The organism is Lacticaseibacillus yichunensis, assembly GCF_003946405.1.
Classification (GTDB): Bacteria; Bacillota; Bacilli; order Lactobacillales; family Lactobacillaceae; genus Lacticaseibacillus; species Lacticaseibacillus yichunensis.
This window is the reverse complement of record NZ_RHOG01000002.1, coordinates 38,995-60,807: the sequence shown is the minus strand read 5'-3', so window position 1 is coordinate 60,807 and position 21,813 is coordinate 38,995. Positions and strand designations below refer to the sequence as shown.

The following is a 21,813-nucleotide window of genomic DNA, read 5'->3' as shown; positions in this document are numbered from 1 at the left end:
GAGTCGCTATGTTAACTGGAAAACAGAAACGGTATTTACGCAGTTTGGCCATGACCCAAAAGCCGCTGATCAATGTCGGCAAAAATGGGCTGACCACGCAATTTGCGCAGGGGGTCGCGGCTGCGCTTGAACCCCGCGAAATGGTGAAGATCGCGCTTTTGCCAAGTGCCGAGGAAACGCCGGCGATGGTGGCCGACTTTTTGGCTGAGGCAATGCCAGGGCTTGAGGTGGCGCAGCTCATCGGGCGCACGCTGGTGGTCTTCCGGCCGGCTGAGCAGGAAAAGCATCGCAAGTTGTCGCTTGAAGTCGCCAAGCGCGGGTGAGCCCCATGGCAACAAGGAAGGCTCAAGACACGCGTGACGCGGCGCCGGCCCGGACCACGGTTCAGCCGCTGACTCGCCCCGCGGTCCATGCGGTGATCGAGGAGGAAGTGACGGCGCAGCCCCTTGCTGGCAAGCGCCGCCAAGTCGGTGTTTTCGGCGGGACGTTCAATCCGATTCACATCGGCCATTTGATCATGGCCGAGGCCGCGGGCACGCAGCTGGGACTCTCGCAGGTCCTGTTTTTGCCGGATAATCAGCCGCCGCATGTCGACAAAAAAGAGGCGATCGCCGCTCGCGACCGCGTGGCGATGGTGGAGGCGACCATCAAGGACAATCCGCTGTTTGGCCTGGAGCTCGCCGAGATTCGGCGCGGCGGGGTGTCGTACACGGTCGATACGATGCGGGCGCTGACACATTTGCATCCGGACATCGATTATTTCTTCATCATCGGTGCGGACATGGTCGCGTATCTGCCCAAGTGGCACGCAATCGATGAACTGGCGAAGCTGGTCACGTTTGTCGGCGTCAAGCGCCGCGGGTACGCCCCGCAAAGCCCGTACCCGATCGTCTGGGTGGACGCGCCGCTTGTGGATATCTCGTCCACGCAGATCAGACAGCGCCTGGCATGCGGCCTCAGCATTCGCTACCTAGTGCCGGATGCCGTCCGGAATTACATCGAAGAAAAGGGGCTTTATCGTGGATGAAATCGTTTATCCAAGCACCTTGACCAATGGCAAAACACGCGACGAGATCGTCCATTTGCTGCAAAAACGGCTGGACGAGGCGCGTTTTCAACATTGCCTGCGGGTCGAAAAAACGGCCCGAGCGCTCGCCCGCCTGCATCACGAAGACGTCGATCGCGCCGGACTGGCGGGCCTGCTTCACGACTATGCCAAACAGATTCCGGTCGCGGACTATCGCCAGCTGATCGAGACAGGGCCCTATGACCCCGAACTGTTGGTGTTTGGCCGCGGGGTCTGGCACGGGGTGGTCGGCATCGCCTACATTGAACGCGAAGTCGGCATTACCGACAAGTTGGTGCTGCAGGCAATTGCCCGCCACACGACTGGCGACCCTGACATGACGCCGCTTGATGAGATCATTTTTCTTGCGGACTTCATTGAGCCGGCGCGCACGCTGGACAGTGAAAAACAGGCGCGCAAAGCCGCCCAGACAGACTTGACCGAGGCCACCTTGATTGAGTTGTCGTCGACGTTGACGTATCTGGTCGGTGCCCGCAAATTGATTTTTCCTAAGACACTTGAAACGTATAACGCATTACTTCAAAGGAGTGAGTCAAACTGAACGCAGAAAAGTTACTCGAAACGATCGTCCTGGCCGCTGATGACAAGCGCGCCGACGATATCGTGACCCTGGATATGACCAAGGTCTCCCTGCTTGCCGATTACTTTGTGATCATGAGCGCCGGCTCGCAGCGCCAGATCGATGCAATCGTGGATGCGATCGATGAAAAAGTGAAGGCCGCTGGTGGCCCGCTTCCCCGCATCGAAGGGACAAAGGATTCCAAATGGCTGCTGATGGACTACACGGATATCGTGGTCCATGTCTTTTTGCCAGAGGAACGCGCCTTTTACAATCTTGAAAAACTTTGGTCTGAAGCCCCGCTGGTGGATGTGTCGGCCTGGGTCCAGGAAGCATGATCTACACGACGTTTGCCGAAGTCTATGACCGCTTGATGGACGACAGCTTATACAGCCGCTGGTGCGATTATGTGACCGCCCGCGTGGCGCCTCATGGCCAGCGCCTGCTGGAATTGGCGGGCGGCTCCGCCAGTTTGGCGGTGCTGTTGGCGCAGGCGGGGTTTGCCGTGACGGATCTTGATCTGTCAGGTGACATGCTGGCGCTGGCTGAGCCGAAGATCGAGGCGGCCGGCGTGGACGTACCGCTGGTGCAAGGCGACATGCTGGCGCTGGACGAGATCGGCCTGGCGCCATTTGATGTGGTGACCTGCTTTGACGATTCGCTTTGCTACATGCCAGACCTGGCCAGCGTGGCAGCGGTCTTCCAGCAGGTAGCCAAGCTGTTGCCGGCCGACGGAGACTTCTTTTTTGATGCGCATTCGCTGCATCAAATGGATGATATTTTTCCCGGCTTCATGTACAACGACCAAACGGAGACGCAGGCGTTTTTGTGGACCAGCTATGAAGGTGAGGTGCCGCATAGTATCGAGCACGATCTGACTTTCTTCATTTATGACGAGGCGATCGACGCCTACCATCCATTGGCCGAAACGCACAAGGAGCGGACCTATCCGCAGGCAGACTTTGAAAAGACGTTGGCGCAGGCGGGCTTTAAACTGGTGTCGGCCACCGCTGATTTTGGCGAAGCCGCCATCACGCCGGCCAGCACCCGCTGGTTTTTCCACGCGAGAAAGGAGTAGGCATGCAGGCTGTCGGGATGATTGCGGAGTTTAATCCGTTGCATCACGGCCATGTGTTCGCGCTGGCGCAGGCCCGCAAGCTGAGCGGCGCCGATTGCGTGGTGGTCGCGATGGCGGGCAATTACGTCCAACGCGGCGAACCCGCGCTGGTTGATAAATGGACGCGCGCGCAAATGGCGTTGGCCAGCGGCGCGGACCTGGTGATCGAGTTGCCCCCGGCGCAAGCGGTGCAGGCCGCCCCACAGTTTGCGATGGGCGGGGTCCGGTTGCTTGCTGCATTGGGCGTGTCATCCTTGGCATTCGGTACGGAAAACGCGGCGCTGGATCATGCGGCTGTCGCGGCGAAGCTGGCTGACTTGCAGGCGGCGCCCCCTGATTTTGTTGATCACACGCAGACGTATGCGACGCAGGTCAACGCGTTTTATGAAAAAACAGTCGGCGTCAGCTTGACCAGTCCAAATCTCTTGCTTGGCATCAGTTATGCCCAGGCGATTCACGCACTCGGCGCTCGGATGCAGTTGGTGCCATTTGAGCGGCGCGGCGCCGGCCACGACGAGGCGGCGACAGACGGCGACTTGGCCAGCGGCAGTCAGATCCGAGCAAAACTGGCGGCTGGTGAAGATATCAGTGCGATGGTGCCACCGGCCACATTGGCGGGGCTGAAAACGGCGCGGCAGGTGACCTGGGATGTTTTTTTCCCATGGTTGCGCTACCGGCTGGAGACAGCCAGCTTGGATGAGCTGCGCGGCATCTTGGGCATGACCGAGGGACTTGAATTCCGGCTGACGCAACAGATCGCAGGGGCGGCGGATTTTACGACCTTCATGGCGCGCATCAAATCTAAGCGCTACACATACGCGCGGTTGCGCCGCTTGTGTCTCGCCGTGGTGCTCAACTTGCGGGCGGTCGACGTGGCCGCGGCCCCATTACTCGTCCACGTGCTCGGCTTTACGCCGGCCGGCCAAGCCTACCTCCATCAGGTGAAAAAAACAGCCAGTCTGCCGATCATCTCGCGCCCAAGCCTGCCGATGCTGGCCCCAGGCGGCGAAATGGCGCTGACCGCGCAATGCGACCACCTGATTGAAACGCTGACAGGGACGCAGCAGAATTTTGCGCGCAGGCCGATTCAACAAGGTGCGTCGCCGAGCGTTTAGGGTCATGCAGGTAGGTCCAGCAGACGCGTGAGGCGCTTTTCGCCTCGCGTGGGTGATGTCCTAGATGTCATGACCCTGCTTGGCGAAGCCCAATTACCAGGTGCGTAGGTTCGCAGAAAATAAATCGATGCGTTTTTTGCATCACTCATGAAAGGAGCTCGCCATGCTTAAATGGTCTATCAGTGAACTGGTCAAATATCGGGATCAGCCACTGCATTTTACAACCACACTCGACTTGAAAAAAGAATTGATGGCCCGCGATCCCGAGATCTTGGATATGACGCCACTGACGGTGGACGGCTACATTTCCTATGATAAGGGCGACTTGCTGGTTTCCGTCACGCTTGGCGGCAAGATGGTCATTCCATCGACACGGAGTTTGACACCGGTGGATTGGCCGCTGGATTTCACCTTTACTGAGATCTATTTGCTGAACCCGGCAGATAAGGACAAATACGACGACGGCCAACTCCTGATCGACTTGGACGGCAGTGAGCTGGATCTGCATCCGGCGATCGCGGATCATGTGCTGTTGTCGATCCCGATGCAGGTACTGACACCGGAGGAAGAAGCCGGTGAGGCGATGCCGGAGGGGGATGACTGGTCCGTGGTCGGCGAGGCGGACTATGAAGCCGGTAAAGCCGAGCAGCAAACGGCGAACCCGGCATTTGCGAAACTCAAGCAGCTTTTTCCAGAAGATGACGACGAATCAAAAAAGTGATGAGCTTTCATTAGTGCTTTCATTCTGCTAGGATGAACATGAGTATAAATTAGGAGGCAATTGATCATGGACAAACCAACCATCGGCGTTATCGGCATGGCGGTCATGGGCAAGAACTTGGCCCTGAACATCGAAAGTCGTGGATACACCGTTGCAATTTATAACCGGACTGGTAGCAAGACTGAGGCGGTCGTTGCGGATCACCCAGACAAGCATTTGGTACCAAGCTATACGATCCAGGATTTTGTGGCGTCACTGGAAAAGCCGCGCCGCATTTTGATGATGGTCAAAGCCGGGGCTGGGACGGACGCCGTGATCGCCGAACTCCTGCCACTTCTGGACAAGGGCGACGTCTTGATCGACGGTGGGAACACTTTCTTTGAAGACACCGTTCGCCGCAATCAGGAGCTGGACAAGTCCGGCATCAACTTCATCGGCATGGGTGTTTCAGGTGGCGAGCTCGGCGCATTGCAGGGTCCATCCATCATGCCTGGTGGCCAAAAAGAAGCCTATGACCTCGTTGCCCCAATTTTGGAGCAGATTGCGGCCAAGGCTCCTGAAGACGGCGCGCCATGCGTGGCTTACATCGGCCCCAACGGCGCAGGCCATTACGTCAAGATGGTCCACAACGGCATCGAATACGGCGATATGGAGCTGATCGCGGAAAGCTATTCCGTGATGCGCAACATGTTGAATATGTCGGTCGACGAGATTGCCGGCGTCTTCAAAGAATGGAGCGAAGGCGAACTGAGCTCCTATCTGATCGACATCACCGCCGAGATTCTCACGCGCAAAGACGACCTGGGCTCCGACACACCGATCGTGGATCTGATCTTGGATGCTGCGGGTAACAAAGGCACCGGCAAGTGGAGCTCACAAAGCGCCCTTGAGCTCGGTGTGCCGCAAAGTGTCATCACCGAATCCGTTTACGCTCGTTATATCTCCGCGATGAAGGATGAGCGTGTGGCCGCCAGCAAAGTGCTGCCAAAGCCAGTTGGCAACGTCACCATCGCCGATAAGAAGCAGGCCATCGAGACGATTCGCAAGGCCCTATACTTCAGCAAGCTCATGAGCTATGCGCAAGGCTTCGAGCAGATGCGTGTGGCGTCTGAAAAATACAGCTGGAATCTTCAATACGGCGAACTTGCCCGCATCTGGCGCGCCGGCTGCATCATCCGCGCGAAGTTCCTGCAAAACATCACGGATGCATACAACAAGGATCCTGAACTGAAGAACCTGTTGCTGGACGACTACTTCAAGGATATCGCCAAGAACTACCAGGAAGATGTCCGTGATCTAGTTGGCCTGGCCGTCAAAGCTGGCGTCCCAGTCCCAGGCTTTGAAGCGGCAATCAGCTACTACGATTCCTACCGGAGCGAAGTGCTTCCCGCAAACCTGATTCAGGCTCAGCGCGATTACTTTGGCGCACATACGTATCAGCGCACCGATAAGGAAGGCACCTACCACTACACCTGGTACGAGGAACAATAACAGTTTTTGCCAAAAAATTGACGACGACCTCTGTCAGCCCGGCATTCATGCGGGCAGCGGGGGTCGTCTTTTTTTAACAGAACGCCTGTTTTTGCGATTTAGGCGGTACAAAAGGCGGTACAAGTGATTCTGTACCGTCTTCGCACACGCCGATCAAAAATTGGGAAAGAGCAAGCGTAGAAAATTGCGAGGCGGGGTCACATGCAGAGGACTATGCCAATTGAAACAAGTCAATCTTTATTTAAATTTTGTAATTATCCGGAATAGACCAATGTGAAGGACCTCTTTTATCTCTCATTTCATCTTATTTTTCAGAATGTGAGACACGTGTGATAGGCAAAATTTGGTCCCTGTGCTACAATAAGCGCAGTATCGATTTGATGAGAAAATATGCGGTGAGAACCGCGGGGTATGAGAATCGAACACCGTCGGCAAATGATAAATCACCTTGATAAGGAGTATTCAGATGAGTCGTATTTTAATTATTGAAGATGAGAAAAACCTCGCTCGCTTCGTTGAACTCGAATTGAAGCATGAGGGCTACGAGACCGCCGTGCATTTCAACGGGCGCACAGGGCTTGAAGCCGCTTTGGCCGAGGACTGGGACGCCATTTTGCTCGATCTGATGTTACCTGAGCTCAACGGGCTGGAAGTCTGCCGGCGCGTGCGTCAGGTGAAGAACACGCCAATCATCATGATGACGGCGCGCGATTCCGTGATCGACCGGGTCTCCGGACTGGATCACGGCGCCGATGATTATATCGTCAAGCCGTTTGCCATCGAGGAGCTGCTGGCCCGCCTGCGTGCCTTGCTTCGTCGCATCAGCATCGAAGGCGAGCACAATGCCGCCAAGCAGACGACCATCACGTATCGCGACCTGACCATTGAAAAGGAAAACCGGGTCGTTCGGCGCGGCGATGACATCATCGAACTGACGAAGCGTGAATATGAATTACTGTTGACGCTGATGGAGAACATCAATGTTGTGCTCGCCCGCGACGTTCTTTTGTCAAAGGTCTGGGGCTACAACTCGGATGTTGAGACGAATGTCGTGGATGTGTATGTCCGCTACATCCGCAACAAGATCGATCGCCCAGGCGAGCCGAGCTACATTCAAACGGTGCGGGGAACCGGCTACGTGATGCGCTCCTGATGAAAAAACAGGCGCAGAAGCGGCCGCGTCGCTTTTCGCTCAGTGTCAAATGGACCGCAGTCGTCACGACCGGGGTGTTCACCACCTTTATCGTGCTGGCGCTCATCCTCGTCGCGTTCATGCGGGCCATTTTGATTCAAGAAGAACAAAATAATGTGCAGGACACGCTCAATGCAGTCGAGCAGCGATTATCCCCAGTTGCCAGCAATTTGACCATCGCGAGCGTGGTCCCGCGCATCGATGTGTCTGCCACCACGGCGCCGGCAGTCGGTGGCACCAAGGCCGTGCAGCCGAGTACGTCGATCTTCTCCGATTCCGTGGTCACCAAGATCTCGCGTGAGGATATCAGTCTGGCGATTTACAACAAGCAAGGCGAGGTGATCTTTTCCTCCCGGGCAAATGATCAGCCGCTGAATCGAACCTCTGAGATGAAAATTTACGAGCAGCGCGGCGATGGCTTTTCCGGGTTGATCGGTGGTGGGCCGATCACCTCTAGCCGGACTGGTGAGGTGATCGGCTATGTCCAGATCACCGACCAAATGGATGCCTTTCACAGCACCATGCACCAGGTCTATCTCATCATCACCGTGTTGGCGGCGGCGGCCCTTGTGATTGCGTTTGCGCTGGCGTTTTTCATGACGCGGCGGTTTATGCAGCCAATCAAGTTGATCACGAATACGATCGACATTGTCAATGAAGAGCCGCAAAGCAGTGTGCGGATTCCGGAACTTCGGCGCAATGATGAGCTGGGCGATCTCGTCAACGAATTCAACGGCATGCTGGATCGCATTCAGCAATTCATCGATCAACAGGGCGAATTTGTCCAGGATGTCTCGCATGAGTTGCGGACCCCAGTTGCGGTGCTGGAAGGGCATCTGCAGTTGCTCAACCGGTGGGGCAAGGACGATCCACAGGTGCTCGATGAGTCGCTGACGGCTTCGCTGCAGGAGATCTCCCGCATGAAGCGTTTGATTCAGGAGATGCTGGATCTGACTCGGGCGGATCAGGTCGATGTACAATTTCCAAATGCGGTCTGCGATATTCACCAGGCCATCGATCAGGTCGTCAACGACTTCAAGATGATTCACCCCGAATTTACGTTTTTGCTGGACAACGAACTGGATGGGCCAGTTTGGGTGCGGATGTATCGCAACCACTTGGAGCAAGTTCTGATCATTTTGCTGGACAACGCGGTGAAATATTCCAAGGACCGCAAAGAGATCCAGGTCTCAGCTGGGGCCGAAGAAGGGGCGATTGCAATCGCCGTGCAGGATTTTGGCGAAGGTATCAGTCCCAAAGACCGCGACCGCGTCTTCAACCGCTTCTATCGTGTCGATAAAGCGCGCAGTCGCGAGGCAGGTGGGAATGGCTTGGGCCTCGCGATCGCCCAGCGGCTGGTCGAAAGTTATCACGGCCACATTTCAGTGGATTCTGCCCTGGGGCATGGCTCGATCTTCCGCATTACCTTGCCGACGATCACCGCTGCCAAAGCCGTTGCGCTGCAAGCAAGCGCGCCGGCCAAACCGGAATTACATGACTGAGTTTCACTGACGCCGCTGACCTCGTGTCGGCGGTTTTTTGATTCCGCGAGAAAAAATTGTTGACACCCTTAACAAAAACGAGCAAACTATGAGACTGTTAATGGCATTGACAACTAATGCCGTGACAAATAACTCGTATTTTGGGGGTCATACAATGCACGCAAGCAAGCAACTTGTTCGACGAGGGAGCCTCATCGCGCTCATCGTCGCCATTCCGCTACTTCTTTTGTTCATCGCACTGAAGTTTGTCAGCTATGAACAGCAGACGAGCACCAAACACATCGACGTGGCGGTGGTCGATCTCGACCAACCAGCGCAGTTCCAGGGCCAAGCCGTTGCCCTGGGCGAAGGCGTTGAAAGTCAGCTCAAGCGCAGCAAGGAAGTGACCTGGCACCTGGTCTCTGCCAAACAGGCGGACGCCGGCTTGAAAAATGGGGCGTACCTGATGAAGGTGACGCTGCCGGAAGATTTTTCACAAAACGCAACCACCGCGCTGAGCAAGGCGCCGAAGCAAAGCACCATCGGCCTTGATATGTCGGCGCACAACAATTTCACCTCGCACATGATCACTGGCATCGTGGCGGATAAGCTGCAGGCCCAGGTCGCAGCCAAAGTCCAAGAGGCGTACAACAAGTCACTGCTGGACAGTTTCAGTCAGTTGGCCAGTGGCATCGGCGAGGCGGCAGCTGGGACGGACCAACTGAAGGCCGGCGCCGACCAGCTGGAAGACGGTAGCGGTCAGGTCAGCGATGGCCTCACCACGCTGGCAGGCAAATCCGGCACGTTGCAAGACGGTGTGACGAAACTCGCAGATGGCGGCCAGCAACTCAATGATGGGCTTCAGACCATCGTCGCAAACAACGCGACGCTGACCGGCGGCGTGGCCAAGCTGCAAGGCGCCATCCAACAGATGATTCCGGGCAACGACTACCTCCATGAACAGCTTCAACTTGCTTCGACCAAGATCGAAAAGCAATTGGCAAGTGGGGCGCCAAAACTGAAGGAACTCGACGAAGGGTTGACCGCGCTTCAAAGTGGGGTCTCCCAGATCACGGCGGGCATCAATGCCAAGAGCAACGATGACCTGTCCGCGGCGATCACAGCCGACATGACCGCGACCGGCACCAGCCTGCAAGCCGCCGGGGCGAATTTCCTCAAGGCCGGGGATGACCTGACGCAACTCAAATCTATCATGAATGAATTGATGGCGGACAAAGATGTGATGGCAGTCATTTTGAAAAATCACATGGCGTCTGGCTTGAAGCTGTTGACCTTACAGCCGGATATTGAAAAGAATATGAATGCAGGGAAGACCAATCTCGAAGCTGCCGGCGCAAAGCTCCAAAAAACTGGCGGCGAGTTGACCACACTGAGCGCTTCGACCGCGAAACTGAAAGCCGCGTTGAACCAGCTCAACGACCAAGTGCCGACCCTGACCGCTGGCACTCGGCAGGCGATCACGCAGCTCAAGGCTGGCCTTGAAGATGTCGATGATGGGCTGACCAAAAAGGGCACCACGATCGAGACGAAGGGCGCCATTCAAGGAAGTGGCGAGATCTCGGATGGCTTGAAACAGATTCTGGCTGGGCTCAAGGGCACCGATACGAACGCCGGGCTGATTGATGGCTTGGCGCAGTACACGGATGGCGTCGCCCAAGCCGCAAGTGGCGCGACGCAGCTCGATACCGGCCTCGGTCAGTTGAACGGCCAAGTGCCGGCGCTGGTCGATGGCGTTGCGAAGTTGAATGACGGGGCGGGGCAAGTGGCCTCTGGGACCAGTCAATTGGCCGCTGGCGTCACGCAGCTAAATGTAAAGTTAGGCGATGGCGCCAAACAGACATCCGGCCTTTACACTGGCAAAGCCAACGTGGCGCATTTCGTCACCCCAATCGCGAATAAGACACAGTCCGATCCACTGGCCAAACCGCTGCTGGATGTGCTGTCGCCGATGGTCCTGCTGCTGGTCGCCTTTGTGGCCGCGTTGCTCACCGAATTGGGCTTCAACCGCTACAGCGCCAGCTTTAAAAAGGCAAACCTGCTGCAACGCAGTCTGTGGATCGCCGGCACCTTGGTGGTCTCCGCGCTGGGCATCACGCTGGTTGTGCTGGGCATGGGCATCAGTGTGGCCAGTGCAGTCGGGTTGTTCCTGCTTTTGCTGATCGCCGAAGCCCTGTTCACGTTGATCATTTTTGCCTTGGACGTATGGCTTGGTACTGTGGGCGTCCTCTTGTCCCTGGCAATCTTGTTCCTGCAACTGATCGTCTCGGGTGGGCTGTTGCCGAACGCGATGCTGTCAGGCTTCTACCAGTTCTTGGGTAAACTGATGCCTGGGACTTATCTACTTGATGGCCTCAATGCCGCCGTGAATGGGCTCAACACGATGTCTGTTGTCACCATCGTGGTCTTGGCGGTGATGGCCGCGATTTTTGCCGGCTTGCTGGCGCTTCACCAAAAACGCACCCAAGTGACTGAATAATGTGGTACGCTTAAAACAGCAGTGGGAGAAAGGTCGGACTTTTGACCCACGACACCGAGACAACGATTTGACCTGAGGAGGCGCCATCATGGCCGACGACAATCTGCTTGAAGATTATATTGAAGTGTACCTGAGTGCGTTCAAGTACGTCGGCGAGCTCGTGTCGGCTCCGATGCGAGACGATGACATTTCGTTTGAACAGTTTCTCATTCTGCGCGACATCGCTGCTGGTCATGATCTGAGCTTGTCTGAGATTGCCAAGGCGCGGCATGTGACGCGGGCGGCAATCTCCCGCCAGATCAAAACGCTGATGGAACATCACTACATGATCCAGGTGCGCGACCCCAACGACGGGCGGCGCCAGGAACTGCAGCTGACGACCAGCGGCCAGGCGCTTGTCAGCCGGGTCAATCAGGCAATCAGCACGCGTTTTGCCGGCTGGATCGATGTGATCGGCGAACCGGATGCCCAGGACCTGCTTCGCATCATGCGGCGGGTCGGGCAGGAGATCATTGCCAAGGAGCAGAAATAAGCGCAAAAAAAGTGCCTCAGCGGTTTTTCGCTGGGGCATTTTTTGTGCTGCGCCTGGTCAAATGACTTAGCGGTGATTTTGCCGGCCGGCGTTTCGGCCGTGGCCAGTTGGGCGCGGCTTGCCGCTCGTGTGCTCGCCGGTGCTTGTCTCAGTTTCATAAAGCGGTTGTGCGGGTTTTGCAAAAGTATTTTCATCGACGACGATGACTGGTGGGTTCTCTGCCAAGTCGGCGTCCATCTTCTTGCGGATGTTCGGGGTGATGATGTAGGTGACGATGATCTGCTGAATGACGATGATGACACCGCCGGCCAGGAAGTACAGGCCAAGCCCGGCGTTATACATCAAGCAGAAGAAGAAGGTCATCGCAGGTGACAAGAGGGCGGACACGCGCATTGCTTGGCGCTGTTCGGCCGGGACGCTTTGCATCATCAGCCAGCTTTGCACCAGGTACAACAGGGTCGCAGCAATCGTGATAATGATGTTGGTGTGGCCCAGCGGAATGCCGAAGAAGGTACTCTTGGAGATCTCTGGGGAATAGGCGACAGCCTGATACAGACCGGAGAAAATTGGCAGCTGAATCAACAAGGTCAAGCAACCCATTGATGGAATCATGCTGGTGTTGTTTTTCCGGTAGACTTCCTGCATCGTGGTGTTCAGCTGTAACGTGGCCTGCTGATCGCCTTGGTGCTTTTTCATCTCGGCCTGCAAAATGTCGATCTGCGGCTTGAGCACTTTCATTTTTTCCTGCGAGATCGTCATCTTGCGCTGCTGGTTGAGCATCAGTGGCAACAAGACGAGCCGCACGACCAGCGTGATGACGAGAATCGCGATGCCGTATGCGCTGGGGCCGCCAACGATGCCGGCCAGCCATTCCATCAGGTGCGCGATCGGCAGGCCGAACACTTTGTACATCCAGCCGTAGATCCCGCTTGTCGGCGCCTTCAGCTGCGTCGCCCGTTGTATCGTCTGGTTACCGCAAGCGGTCAAAAACAGCGCCAGACTGCCCAGCCCGCCGAACGTGAGCCAGCGTTTCATTTTGTGCATATGTTTTATCCCCTTAATAAGTTTGATACTGGAAATAACTATACTTGAAGGGCGCACCGCTTTCAACCGCTCAGCCGGCGTACAGACACGACAATTGGAAAAAATCAGACTAAAGTTGGAGGGCCACGGGCCAAAAAAATGGCGCTAAGACAAAAGTCCTAGTGCCATTTTTGGTGGTGGCCGGTCGTGCGTGCGGCAATGCGCAACACGGTCAGCCAGTCACCCGAAATCTGTCATACGCAGGAATCGGGTCGATCACCTTTTCCTCATAGTGGTCAACGCGGCCGCTTGGCGTTGGGCTGGCCTTGATTGCTGCCGCAAATTTGGCCATGTTGACGGGCTCGCCGACCGCTTCGATATAAACAGACCCGTCATCGCGATTTTCGACCTTCCCAGTGATCTGGAGTTTATCTGCGACCATTTTGGCCATCCAACGGAATCCGACGCCTTGCACGCGGCCCGAGACTAGCATGGATCTTGCGATTTTTGACATCTGGCGCCTCCTTTCGACAGTGCTCTGCTGTCGATTTCTTCTCTAGTTTAGCATAATCCGGCGTGCCATATGGTAGACTGAACCAGACAAGTCAAGGAGGCTATTATGGAATATATTGCGTCAGCGAAAAACGAGCATATCAAAAGTGCGAAAAAATTAACGGTCAAAAAGTACCAAAAGGAGACCGGTTTCTATCTATTGGAAGGATGGCACCTGGTTCAGGAAGCCCTGACAGCTGGCCAGACGCCGCGCCGCATTTATGCGACCCAAAAGTTTCTTGATAAAATCGAACTGCGCCCATTTTATGAACAGACCAGCGAGATCTCGGAGGCGGTGGCCAAGCATCTGAGCGAGACTGAGACGCCTCAGGGAATCTTTGCCGTGATGCCACTGGTGCTTGGCAGTCTGCCGAAGACCTTGGCTGGCCAGTTTCTTTTGCTGGATCAGATTCAGGATCCGGGTAACGTTGGGACATTGGTGCGGACGGCGGATGCGGCCGGGGTCAAAACGATCGTGTTTGGCGCGGGCACCGCGGATCCATACAATCCGAAAGTGCTGCGGGCGATGCAGGGAAGCCAGTTCCACGTCAACATTGTTTCGGCGCCACTGCCGCCGCTGGTCGCACAGCTTCAGGCGGCCAAGATTCCTGTTTATGGCACAGAGTTGAACGTCAACGCGAAACCGTATCTGGCGGTCGAGCCTGCGCCGCAGTTTGCGCTGATCGTGGGTAATGAAGGTAATGGGATGAGCCAGGAACTCTTGGCGGCCACGGACACCAATCTGTACATCCCGATCAAGGGCCAGGCGGAGTCGCTGAATGTGGCGGTCGCCGCTGCAGTCGTGCTCTTTCACCTGACCGCTTAAGAAAATCTTGCGAGGATGCACGAAGTCGGGCGAACCTGATATAATAAAGGTGTGTTGAACGACAGTTGAAAAGGAGCGATTGCATGCAGAAGTCTCATGGATGGGAAACCGATACCGAGTACATGAGTTATGTCTCTGACCTGCTGGCCCAGCCAGCGGTGCAAAAGCTCGCGAACTTCCCGCAGCACCATTATTCGGATCGGCTTTCACATTCGATCAGTGTCTCGTATCAGAGCTACCTGCTTGGGAAAAAGTGGCACCTCAACGTGCGCGCTTTGGCCCGCGCAGGCCTCTTGCACGACCTATTCTATTACGACTGGCGGGTCACCAAGTTCTCACTTGGGACACATGCGTATATCCATCCGCGCATTGCCCTGCGTAACGCCGAAAAGATCACCGACCTGTCGCCAATGGAAAAAGACATTATTGTCAAGCATATGTGGGGTGCGACCTTGGGGGTTCCCAAGTACCGCGAAAGCGTGGTCGTGTCCCTCGTCGATGACTGGGAAGCAGTCGACGAAGTGCTCATTCCTTGGTTGCAAAAGGTGCGCCATCCGTTCCGGACTCGTCTTAGTTAGGTCAAGCGCCGACGCTTTTATAGGTCGGCGTTTTTTGTGTGGGCAGCGCGCGTTCAGGCCAACCTAGCTGTTCCGTCATCCCGCGCCCCTGCGCACCCTTTTTTCAGTCGGGCTCCGCGGGCCAGGTCTGAGACGTCTAGTTGACCTGTGCACTCGATGGCCAAGTGCGCCATCAAGCACCCAGGCCAAACTATTCGCTCAGACCAAAGCGGCCCGCTCCGCACCCTTTTTTCCACTACTTGTTTTCCTTTGAAAATGAGTTATACTTATGCTATCTAAATGTAAGTAACGATTTGATGGGGTGAATAAGATGGCTAACGCCGTAGTAGGTACCGAAACTTGTACAGGGGATACGTTGTCGCTGTGTCCAAAGTTTACAAAAACATTTGTCATTCTTGGTAAGAAATGGATGGGCCTGATTCTTGAGGTCCTCATGCAAAATGGGGCGTCTCGCTTTAAGGATATTGCGAGCACTGTCACCAAATGCTCCGATCGTGTGTTGGTTGAACGGCTCAAGGAACTTGAGGCGGAAGGGCTGGTCGACCGCGAGACGCATGCGGATAGCTCCTTGATCGAATATCGCCTGACGGACAAAGGGGCGGCTTTGGCGCCTGTCCTTGAAGCCGCACATGTCTGGGGCGATACCTGGCTGTCAGACGAGGAATGCGAGTAATTTTCAGCAAAAATGCGGCGGGGGCTTGACGCGCCCGCCATTTTTGCTATGCTGAAAGTAATCGAACAACCAAATACAAAGACGGAAGCTCAAGCTGGCGGCCCAGCCAGGGAACGATGGTCATGACTGCAAACCATCGATGGGACCAAAGCTTGTTTTCACTTCTCGAGTAGACTTTTCGCTTGCGGAAAGCTCCGGCATCGCCGTTATCAAGTTGAGTGCACGTTTTTTGCGTGAACAAGGGTGGTACCGCGACGCTTCGTCCCTTCTTGGGCGAGGCGTTTTTATTTTGGTCAAAAACACAAAGGAGGCCACCGGCATGGATCTGAAAACCAAGCTGGAGCAACTGGATCAGGAGAATCAGAAACGAATCAAGAGTGTCAAAGAACTCGATGAATTAAACAAGATCAGGGTGGAGCTGCTGGGCAAAAAAGGGCCGATCACCGAGGCCTTGCGCGGCATGCGCGACCTTGCGCCAGAAGAGCGGCCAAAGATCGGCGAGTTCGCCAACCAAGTTAAAGCCAACTTGCAAGAATCCATCGCGGAGCGCAAGGCATTGCTCGAGCAGCTGGCGATTCACGCCCAACTGGCCAAAGAAACGATCGATGTGACGCTGCCGGGCGATCAAAAACAAGTCGGCACGCCGCATATTCTCGCTCAGATCATGGATGACATTGAAGACTTTTTCATTGGCCAAGGCTATCAAGTCGTCGACGGGCCGGAAGTGGAAGAGGATCACTACAACTTTGAGATGCTCAACATTCCAAAGGACCACCCAGCGCGGGACATGCAGGATACTTTTTACCTGGATGACCAACTGCTGATGCGCTCCCAGACGAGTCCAGTGCAGGCGCGGACGCTGGAGAAGCACGATTTTGCGAAGGGTCCGCTGAAAATGATCTCCCCAGGTCGCGTGTATCGCCGCGATAATGACGACGCGACACACAGTCATCAGTTCCACCAGGTCGAAGGGCTTGTGATCGACAAGCACATCACCATGGCGGATCTGAAGGGGACGCTGTTGGCTTTGGCTCAGCATGTGTTTGGTGCGGACCGCCAGATTCGCCTGCGCCCAAGCTTCTTCCCGTTCACGGAGCCTTCTGTGGAAGTCGATGTGTCCTGTTTCCGCTGCGGCGGGAAGGGCTGCGCAATCTGCAAATACAGCGGCTGGATCGAGGTGCTCGGCGCGGGGATGGTGCATCCCAACGTTTTGACCAACGCAGGTGTCGATGCCGATGTTTACGGTGGGTTTGCGTTTGGGCTTGGCCCGGATCGGTTTGCGATGCTCAAATATGGCATCGATGATATTCGGAGTTTTTACCAAGGCGACATTCGCTTCTTGAGTCAATTCCAGCAGGAGGGTTAAGCACATGGATGTGTCATATGAATGGTTGAAAGAGTTAGTCGATGTGCCGGTCTCGCCGGAAGAATTGGCGGACAAGGTCTCACGCACCGGCATCGAAGTGGATAGTGTCACACACCCGGATGAGGGGTTGAAAAAGATCGTGGTGGGCAAAGTCTTGAGCCTGGCCGACCATCCAGATTCTGATCACCTGCATGTCGCGCAGGTCGATGTTGGCGAGGACGTGCCGCTTCAGATCGTTTGCGGGGCGCCAAACATCGCGGCAGGCCAAACCGTGATCGTGGCGCTGCCCAATTCCTGGGTCGGCGGCCACACGAAGATCAAAAAGAGCAAGATGCGCGGCGTGGAAAGCAACGGGATGATCTGTGCCTTGCAGGAACTCGGTTTCAGCGACTCGGTCTCCCCGAAGGCTTATTCCGCTGGGATCTATGTCTTCAATGAAACAATCGCGCCCGGCACGGATGCCCTCGAAGCGCTGGGGATGACCGATGCGATTCTCGATTTTGAGATCACGCCGAACCGCGCGGATGCGCTGGGCATGCGCGGTGTCGCATGGGAAGTCGGTGCCACCTATGATGAAAAGCCGCACTTCAAGGATATTCCTGTTGAAGAAACGGGCAAGCCGATCACCGAGCTTCTGAACGCCACCGTGACGGATGAAAATGATGCACCGGCGTATCAGATGCGGGTGGTCAGCGACGTCACGATCGAAGATAGCCCGCTGTGGCTGAAGCGCCGCCTCTGGAATGCCGGTGTGCGCCCGGTCAATAACATTGTCGATGTGACCAATTTGATCATGCTCGAATATGGCCAGCCGCTCCATGCGTTTGATTACGACAAGCTCGCGAGCCACCAGATTCTGGTGCGCCGCGCGACGAATGGCGAGCATCTGACCACCCTCGATGGCAATGACCACGAGCTGATCGACGACGACATCGTGATCACCGATGGCACACGCCCCGTTGCGCTGGCCGGCGTGATGGGGGGCTTGGACACCGAGATCACGGCCAGTACCAAGACCGTCGTGATCGAGGCGGCCAAATTCGCGCCCGTCAACATTCGGCGCACGGCCCTGCGCTACAACCTGCGTTCAGAAGCCTCGTCCCGTTTTGAAAAAGGGGTTGATGTTGGCAGCATCAATCTCGCCTTGGATGAGGCGGCGCGGCAAATGGCCACGCTGGGTCACGGCGTCGTTGCAACGGGGACCTTATCTGCTTCGGCAATCAAACCTGAGCCCGTCATCGTTAACATTTCTCTAGCGCGGATCAACCATGTGCTTGGCGCTGAGCTGACCGCGGAAACGGTGACCACGATCTTCAAGCGGCTGGGCTTTGGCGTGACCGAAGCGGATGGTCTTTTCACCGTGTCGATTCCAACGCGGCGCTGGGACATCAGCATCGAAGCCGATCTGATCGAGGAGATCGCCCGCATCTATGGCTACGATGAGTTGCCGAGCACCTTGCCGACGACCACGATGACGATCGGTCAATTCACCCCGAGTCAGACGCGCCGCCGCCGGACCCGCAAATTGCTGGAGGGTCTGGGCCTGAGTCAGGCAATCACCTACAGTTTGGTGGCCGAAGCGGAAGCCCCTGCGTTTGCGCTTGAAGCCAGCGAACCAACTCAGGTGGCCTGGCCGATGACCAATGACCACAGCACATTGCGGCAAAATCTGGTGACGGGCCTGCTCAACGCGATCGCCTATAACGTGGCGCGTTCGCAAAACGACCTGGCGCTTTACGAACAAGGTCGTGTCTTCCTGCGCAGCAAGGATGAGACGCGCCCTGTTGAAAAAGAGTATGTTGCCGGTGCCATTACTGGGCTCACGCGGCAAAAGAGCTGGCACGAAGCCGCGCAAGCTGTCGATTTTTATAATGTCAAAGGCATTGTGGAGACGCTGCTGGGCGATTATCGGTTGAATGAACCGGTGCGCTATGTGGCCTTGACCGACGAGCCGACCCTGCATCCTGGGCAAAGCGCCAGCATTCTCTTGGGCGACAAACGGATCGGCTTGATCGGCCGGATTCATCCGGGCTACGCCAAAGCGCACAGCCTGCCGGATACGTTCGTGTTCGAACTGGACCTGGATGCCTTGTTGGCCGCGGATCGCAGCGACATGACTGCGGCCCCGGCGCCGAAGTACCCAAGCGTGACCCGCGATATCGCTATTCAGGTCGGCATCGAAGTCGAGCATGCGGCGATCGAGGCCGTCATTTGGCAAAATGGTGGGAAGTATCTGCAGGATAGCCATCTGTTTGACGTCTATCACGGCAAGAACCTGCCGTTTGGGCAAAAGAGCATGGCGTACACCCTGACGTATCGGCGCGATGATCAGACGTTGACGGAAGATGAGGTCAACGCGGCCTTCGCCAAAATTCAGACGGCGCTTGAGACCGAGCTGCACGCGGTGATTCGCTAAATCACGGGAGCCTGTCGCTTTTTGCGGCAGGTTTTTGTATAATATCAGCAGTATGTTTGCAATGAGGAGGGCGACTCGTGGATAATCAGACGCCAAATGATCAAGGATCTCGAAAAAAATCGCTGCATCAGGCGGAATCGCGGGTCGTCAACCGCATTGTGCTGTGGGTCGTGGGCATTGTGGTCGTGTTGCTCGTGATCGTCGGGCTCATGGGCTATCGGTATGTGAAATCCTCGCTGGAGCCGGTCAACGAGAAAGCCACCGACCGCATCACCGTGCACATTCCGATCGGCTCGAGCACCAAAGAGATCGGGGCCACGCTGCAAAACAAAAAGATCATCAAGTCGGCCACTGTGTTCAACTACTATGTGAAATTTCATAGTTATACGAATTTTAAAGCGGGTGACTATACCTTTACCCAGGCGAACACCTTGCAGCAGATCGTCGGTGAGCTTCGTGCAGGGAGCACAGGCGATAACCAGATCGGCACCGTGTTGGTCAAAGAAGGCGTCACAGTCGAGCAGATCGGCGATGTGATCGAGAAGCTTAAGTCCAAGAACGCCAACATGTCCAAGGAGAAATTCCTCGACTTGATGAAAAACGAGACATTTTTCGCCAAGCTGGCCAAGGATTATCCAAAGCTGTTGACGTCGGCGGCGCAAGCCAAGGATGTGCGGTACCGGCTGGAAGGCTATCTGTTCCCGGCGACCTACACGATCACCAAGAAAGAGACCTTGAAGACGCTTGTCGCGCAAATGGTGCAAAAGACTGACAGCATCTTGCAGCAGTACTACACCAGCATCAACAAGCAGGGCTACAAGGTCCAAGAAGTGATGACGCTGGCCAGTTTGGTCGAACGCGAAGGTAGCACGGCCAATGATCGGCGCACGATCGCAGGCGTCTTCCTGAACCGGCTTGCGGTCAAGATGCCGCTTCAATCCGATATTTCGGTCATGTACGCGTTGAATACGCATAAAACACATCTGACCAACACCGATACCGCGGTGGACAGCCCATATAACCTGTACGTCAATACTGGCTACGGGCCGGGGCCGTTCGACTCGCCAAGTGAAGCGTCGATCTCCGCGGTGCTGTCGCCGCTTGATCGTGACAAAAATTATCTGTACTTCGTCGCGAACCTCAAGACCGGTGAGATCTTGTACGCGACAACGCGTGAAGCACATGATGCCAACGTGGCAAAATTTGCGGCGGATAACGGTCAGTGACCGAGCAAAACTGGATCAGCTGGGCTGGTCCAGTTTTTGTTGGCAGTGGGCTAAATCGCGGGTTTGGCAGTTCCAAACCCGTCTCAGATTTTTGATAGTGGAGGCTTTTAAGTGGATGCACAAAAACCGATCGTGATCGGGGTGACAGGCGGCTCGGCCAGTGGGAAGACGTCGGTCGCTCGGGCGATCTTCGATAATTTTTCCGGGCACTCGCTCCTGCTGCTTGAGCAGGATTCGTATTACAAACATAGCGACTTGCCCTTTGAGGAGCGGCGGAAGATCAACTATGATCACCCCCTTGCCTTCGACACGCCGCTGCTTCACCAGCAGCTCACTGATCTGATCGCACGGCGGCCGATCGAAAAGCCGGTCTATGACTACACGATTCATAACCGGGCAAGCGAGGTGGTCCATGTCGCGCCTCGGGATGTGATCATTGTCGAGGGAATTCTGATCTTGGCAGACGAGACCCTGCGCGACCTGATGGACATCAAAGTTTATGTCGACACCGACGACGACATTCGGGTGATTCGGCGCATCAAGCGCGACATGGCCGAACGTGGGCGCAGTCTGGATGATGTGATTCAGCAGTATCTCACCACGGTCAAGCCGTCCTATCATCAGTTCATCGAGCCGACCAAGCGCTACGCCGACATCATCGTGCCAGAGGGCGGGCGGAACACGGTCGCAATCGATCTGCTGGTCACCAAGATCCGGGCAATCTTGGCCGAGCGTGGCCTGCGCGAGTGAATTTTCATTGACATTGCGCACGTCAGCACGTAGCATCGTTGTTTAGATACACAAAAAATGGAATTGAGGGATCGTTATGGCGGATAAAGTCTATCCGATGACAGCTGACGGCAAAGTCAAGCTGGAACAAGAACTAGAAAACTTAAAAACTGTGAAGCGGCCGGAAGTGATCGAGCGAATCAAGGTCGCACGTGGATTCGGCGATCTGTCCGAAAACTCTGAATACGAAAGTGCCAAGGACGAACAAAGCACGCTTGAGACGCGCATCATTACCATCGAAACGCAGCTGCGTTATGCGCAGATCATCGACGCCAATTCCGTGGCCGCCGATGAAGTGTCGATCGGCAAGAAGATCACCTTTGTTGAAGAAGGCGATGATGAGCCTGAAACATACGAGATCGTGGGTTCGGCGGAAGCGGATGCGTTCAACGGCAAGATCTCCAATGATTCACCGATCGCAGCGGGCTTGATTGGCAAAAAGGTCGGGGATGTGGTCACCATTAACACTCCTGGCGGCGACATGACCGTTAAGATCACCAAAGTCGAAGGCTAAAGCATTTCGGGGAAAAACACGCGGCGGCGTGTTTTTTTTATGAGGTGGCGCGTGGGGC

Annotated in this window: 22 protein-coding genes; 20 read left to right on the top strand and 2 right to left on the bottom strand. The window is 55.7% G+C overall.

Features of this window, described 5'->3' with window-relative positions; translation table 11 throughout:
* The first annotated feature begins 8 nt into the window (after nucleotides 1–8).
* From EKM95_RS01325 to EKM95_RS01270, 12 genes are all read left to right on the top strand, one after another.
* On the top strand, nucleotides 9–323 hold the full coding sequence (locus EKM95_RS01325) for a YhbY family RNA-binding protein (protein WP_125696029.1): 315 nt from the start codon (nucleotides 9–11) through the stop codon (nucleotides 321–323).
* A gap of 5 nt (nucleotides 324–328) precedes the next feature.
* The gene (locus tag EKM95_RS01320) at nucleotides 329–1,027 is read left to right on the top strand and encodes a nicotinate-nucleotide adenylyltransferase (RefSeq protein ID WP_125696028.1); all 699 of its coding nucleotides are present in this window, start codon (nucleotides 329–331) and stop codon (nucleotides 1,025–1,027) included.
* A complete protein-coding gene (gene yqeK, locus EKM95_RS01315; protein WP_125696027.1) occupies nucleotides 1,020–1,628 on the top strand; it encodes a bis(5'-nucleosyl)-tetraphosphatase (symmetrical) YqeK in 609 nt (202 codons plus the stop codon). Before EKM95_RS01320 ends, yqeK begins: the two co-directional genes overlap by 8 nt.
* Entirely contained in the window at nucleotides 1,625–1,984 is a 360-nt protein-coding gene (gene rsfS / locus EKM95_RS01310) for a ribosome silencing factor (protein WP_125696026.1), read from the top strand. The genes yqeK and rsfS overlap by 4 nt, the downstream gene beginning before the upstream one ends.
* A complete protein-coding gene (locus EKM95_RS01305) occupies nucleotides 1,981–2,724 on the top strand; it encodes a class I SAM-dependent DNA methyltransferase (protein WP_125696025.1) in 744 nt (247 codons plus the stop codon). Before rsfS ends, EKM95_RS01305 begins: the two co-directional genes overlap by 4 nt.
* A gap of 2 nt (nucleotides 2,725–2,726) precedes the next feature.
* Nucleotides 2,727–3,878: a nucleotidyltransferase gene (locus EKM95_RS01300; RefSeq protein WP_125696024.1), complete on the top strand. Its 1,152-nt coding sequence runs from the start codon at nucleotides 2,727–2,729 to the stop codon at nucleotides 3,876–3,878.
* Between the two features lie 163 nt (nucleotides 3,879–4,041).
* Nucleotides 4,042–4,599, top strand: coding sequence for a YceD family protein (locus EKM95_RS01295; RefSeq protein WP_125696023.1), 558 nt, complete (start codon nucleotides 4,042–4,044; stop codon nucleotides 4,597–4,599).
* Nucleotides 4,600–4,665: 66 nt separating this feature from the next.
* Nucleotides 4,666–6,090, top strand: coding sequence for an NADP-dependent phosphogluconate dehydrogenase (gndA, locus tag EKM95_RS01290; RefSeq protein ID WP_125696022.1), 1,425 nt, complete (start codon nucleotides 4,666–4,668; stop codon nucleotides 6,088–6,090).
* A gap of 466 nt (nucleotides 6,091–6,556) precedes the next feature.
* A complete protein-coding gene (locus tag EKM95_RS01285; protein WP_125696021.1) occupies nucleotides 6,557–7,243 on the top strand; it encodes a response regulator transcription factor in 687 nt (228 codons plus the stop codon).
* Nucleotides 7,243–8,784, top strand: coding sequence for a sensor histidine kinase (locus tag EKM95_RS01280; RefSeq protein ID WP_125696020.1), 1,542 nt, complete (start codon nucleotides 7,243–7,245; stop codon nucleotides 8,782–8,784). The genes EKM95_RS01285 and EKM95_RS01280 overlap by 1 nt, the downstream gene beginning before the upstream one ends.
* A gap of 154 nt (nucleotides 8,785–8,938) precedes the next feature.
* Nucleotides 8,939–11,260, top strand: coding sequence for a YhgE/Pip domain-containing protein (locus EKM95_RS01275; protein WP_164510037.1), 2,322 nt, complete (start codon nucleotides 8,939–8,941; stop codon nucleotides 11,258–11,260).
* A gap of 88 nt (nucleotides 11,261–11,348) precedes the next feature.
* Nucleotides 11,349–11,792: a MarR family winged helix-turn-helix transcriptional regulator gene (locus EKM95_RS01270; protein ID WP_125696018.1), complete on the top strand. Its 444-nt coding sequence runs from the start codon at nucleotides 11,349–11,351 to the stop codon at nucleotides 11,790–11,792.
* A 66-nt stretch (nucleotides 11,793–11,858) separates the two neighbouring features.
* On the opposite strand, the gene yidC is transcribed toward EKM95_RS01270, so the two are convergent.
* Together yidC and EKM95_RS01260 are read right to left on the bottom strand one after the other, a co-directional pair.
* Nucleotides 11,859–12,836, bottom strand: coding sequence for a membrane protein insertase YidC (gene yidC, locus EKM95_RS01265; protein WP_125696017.1), 978 nt, complete (start codon nucleotides 12,834–12,836; stop codon nucleotides 11,859–11,861).
* A 211-nt stretch (nucleotides 12,837–13,047) separates the two neighbouring features.
* Nucleotides 13,048–13,329 carry an acylphosphatase gene (locus tag EKM95_RS01260; RefSeq protein ID WP_125696016.1) on the bottom strand — a complete coding sequence of 94 codons (282 nt, stop codon included), beginning with the start codon at nucleotides 13,327–13,329 and terminating at the stop codon, nucleotides 13,048–13,050.
* A 105-nt stretch (nucleotides 13,330–13,434) separates the two neighbouring features.
* Between EKM95_RS01260 and EKM95_RS01255 the strand changes: the two genes are divergently transcribed.
* The 8 genes from EKM95_RS01255 (at nucleotide 13,435) to greA (ending at nucleotide 21,755) form a co-directional block, all read left to right on the top strand.
* A complete protein-coding gene (locus tag EKM95_RS01255) occupies nucleotides 13,435–14,193 on the top strand; it encodes a TrmH family RNA methyltransferase (protein WP_125696015.1) in 759 nt (252 codons plus the stop codon).
* Nucleotides 14,194–14,276: 83 nt separating this feature from the next.
* The gene (locus EKM95_RS01250) at nucleotides 14,277–14,771 is read left to right on the top strand and encodes an HD domain-containing protein (RefSeq protein ID WP_125696014.1); all 495 of its coding nucleotides are present in this window, start codon (nucleotides 14,277–14,279) and stop codon (nucleotides 14,769–14,771) included.
* A 310-nt stretch (nucleotides 14,772–15,081) separates the two neighbouring features.
* Nucleotides 15,082–15,444, top strand: coding sequence for a winged helix-turn-helix transcriptional regulator (locus EKM95_RS01245; protein ID WP_125696013.1), 363 nt, complete (start codon nucleotides 15,082–15,084; stop codon nucleotides 15,442–15,444).
* A gap of 319 nt (nucleotides 15,445–15,763) precedes the next feature.
* Entirely contained in the window at nucleotides 15,764–16,810 is a 1,047-nt protein-coding gene (gene pheS, locus EKM95_RS01240) for a phenylalanine--tRNA ligase subunit alpha (protein ID WP_125696012.1), read from the top strand.
* Between the two features lie 4 nt (nucleotides 16,811–16,814).
* Nucleotides 16,815–19,226, top strand: coding sequence for a phenylalanine--tRNA ligase subunit beta (pheT, locus tag EKM95_RS01235; protein WP_125696011.1), 2,412 nt, complete (start codon nucleotides 16,815–16,817; stop codon nucleotides 19,224–19,226).
* Nucleotides 19,227–19,303: 77 nt separating this feature from the next.
* Nucleotides 19,304–20,452, top strand: a complete 1,149-nt coding sequence (gene mltG, locus EKM95_RS01230) for an endolytic transglycosylase MltG (protein ID WP_125696010.1) — start codon at nucleotides 19,304–19,306, stop codon at nucleotides 20,450–20,452.
* A 111-nt stretch (nucleotides 20,453–20,563) separates the two neighbouring features.
* Nucleotides 20,564–21,202, top strand: coding sequence for a uridine kinase (gene udk, locus EKM95_RS01225; protein WP_125696009.1), 639 nt, complete (start codon nucleotides 20,564–20,566; stop codon nucleotides 21,200–21,202).
* A 76-nt stretch (nucleotides 21,203–21,278) separates the two neighbouring features.
* The gene (gene greA, locus EKM95_RS01220; RefSeq protein ID WP_125696008.1) at nucleotides 21,279–21,755 is read left to right on the top strand and encodes a transcription elongation factor GreA; all 477 of its coding nucleotides are present in this window, start codon (nucleotides 21,279–21,281) and stop codon (nucleotides 21,753–21,755) included.
* Nucleotides 21,756–21,813 lie beyond the last annotated feature (58 nt).

Coding starts and splice junctions, on each gene's coding strand:
- EKM95_RS01325 (WP_125696029.1), top strand. CDS start 9: ATGTTAACTGGAAAACAGAAACGGTATTTACGCAGTTTGGCCATGACC.
- EKM95_RS01320 (WP_125696028.1), top strand. CDS start 329: ATGGCAACAAGGAAGGCTCAAGACACGCGTGACGCGGCGCCGGCCCGG.
- EKM95_RS01305 (WP_125696025.1), top strand. CDS start 1,981: ATGATCTACACGACGTTTGCCGAAGTCTATGACCGCTTGATGGACGAC.
- EKM95_RS01300 (WP_125696024.1), top strand. CDS start 2,727: ATGCAGGCTGTCGGGATGATTGCGGAGTTTAATCCGTTGCATCACGGC.
- EKM95_RS01295 (WP_125696023.1), top strand. CDS start 4,042: ATGCTTAAATGGTCTATCAGTGAACTGGTCAAATATCGGGATCAGCCA.
- gndA (WP_125696022.1), top strand. CDS start 4,666: ATGGACAAACCAACCATCGGCGTTATCGGCATGGCGGTCATGGGCAAG.
- EKM95_RS01285 (WP_125696021.1), top strand. CDS start 6,557: ATGAGTCGTATTTTAATTATTGAAGATGAGAAAAACCTCGCTCGCTTC.
- EKM95_RS01280 (WP_125696020.1), top strand. CDS start 7,243: ATGAAAAAACAGGCGCAGAAGCGGCCGCGTCGCTTTTCGCTCAGTGTC.
- EKM95_RS01275 (WP_164510037.1), top strand. CDS start 8,939: ATGCACGCAAGCAAGCAACTTGTTCGACGAGGGAGCCTCATCGCGCTC.
- EKM95_RS01270 (WP_125696018.1), top strand. CDS start 11,349: ATGGCCGACGACAATCTGCTTGAAGATTATATTGAAGTGTACCTGAGT.
- yidC (WP_125696017.1), bottom strand. CDS start 12,836: ATGCACAAAATGAAACGCTGGCTCACGTTCGGCGGGCTGGGCAGTCTG.
- EKM95_RS01260 (WP_125696016.1), bottom strand. CDS start 13,329: ATGTCAAAAATCGCAAGATCCATGCTAGTCTCGGGCCGCGTGCAAGGC.
- EKM95_RS01255 (WP_125696015.1), top strand. CDS start 13,435: ATGGAATATATTGCGTCAGCGAAAAACGAGCATATCAAAAGTGCGAAA.
- EKM95_RS01250 (WP_125696014.1), top strand. CDS start 14,277: ATGCAGAAGTCTCATGGATGGGAAACCGATACCGAGTACATGAGTTAT.
- EKM95_RS01245 (WP_125696013.1), top strand. CDS start 15,082: ATGGCTAACGCCGTAGTAGGTACCGAAACTTGTACAGGGGATACGTTG.
- pheS (WP_125696012.1), top strand. CDS start 15,764: ATGGATCTGAAAACCAAGCTGGAGCAACTGGATCAGGAGAATCAGAAA.
- pheT (WP_125696011.1), top strand. CDS start 16,815: ATGGATGTGTCATATGAATGGTTGAAAGAGTTAGTCGATGTGCCGGTC.
- greA (WP_125696008.1), top strand. CDS start 21,279: ATGGCGGATAAAGTCTATCCGATGACAGCTGACGGCAAAGTCAAGCTG.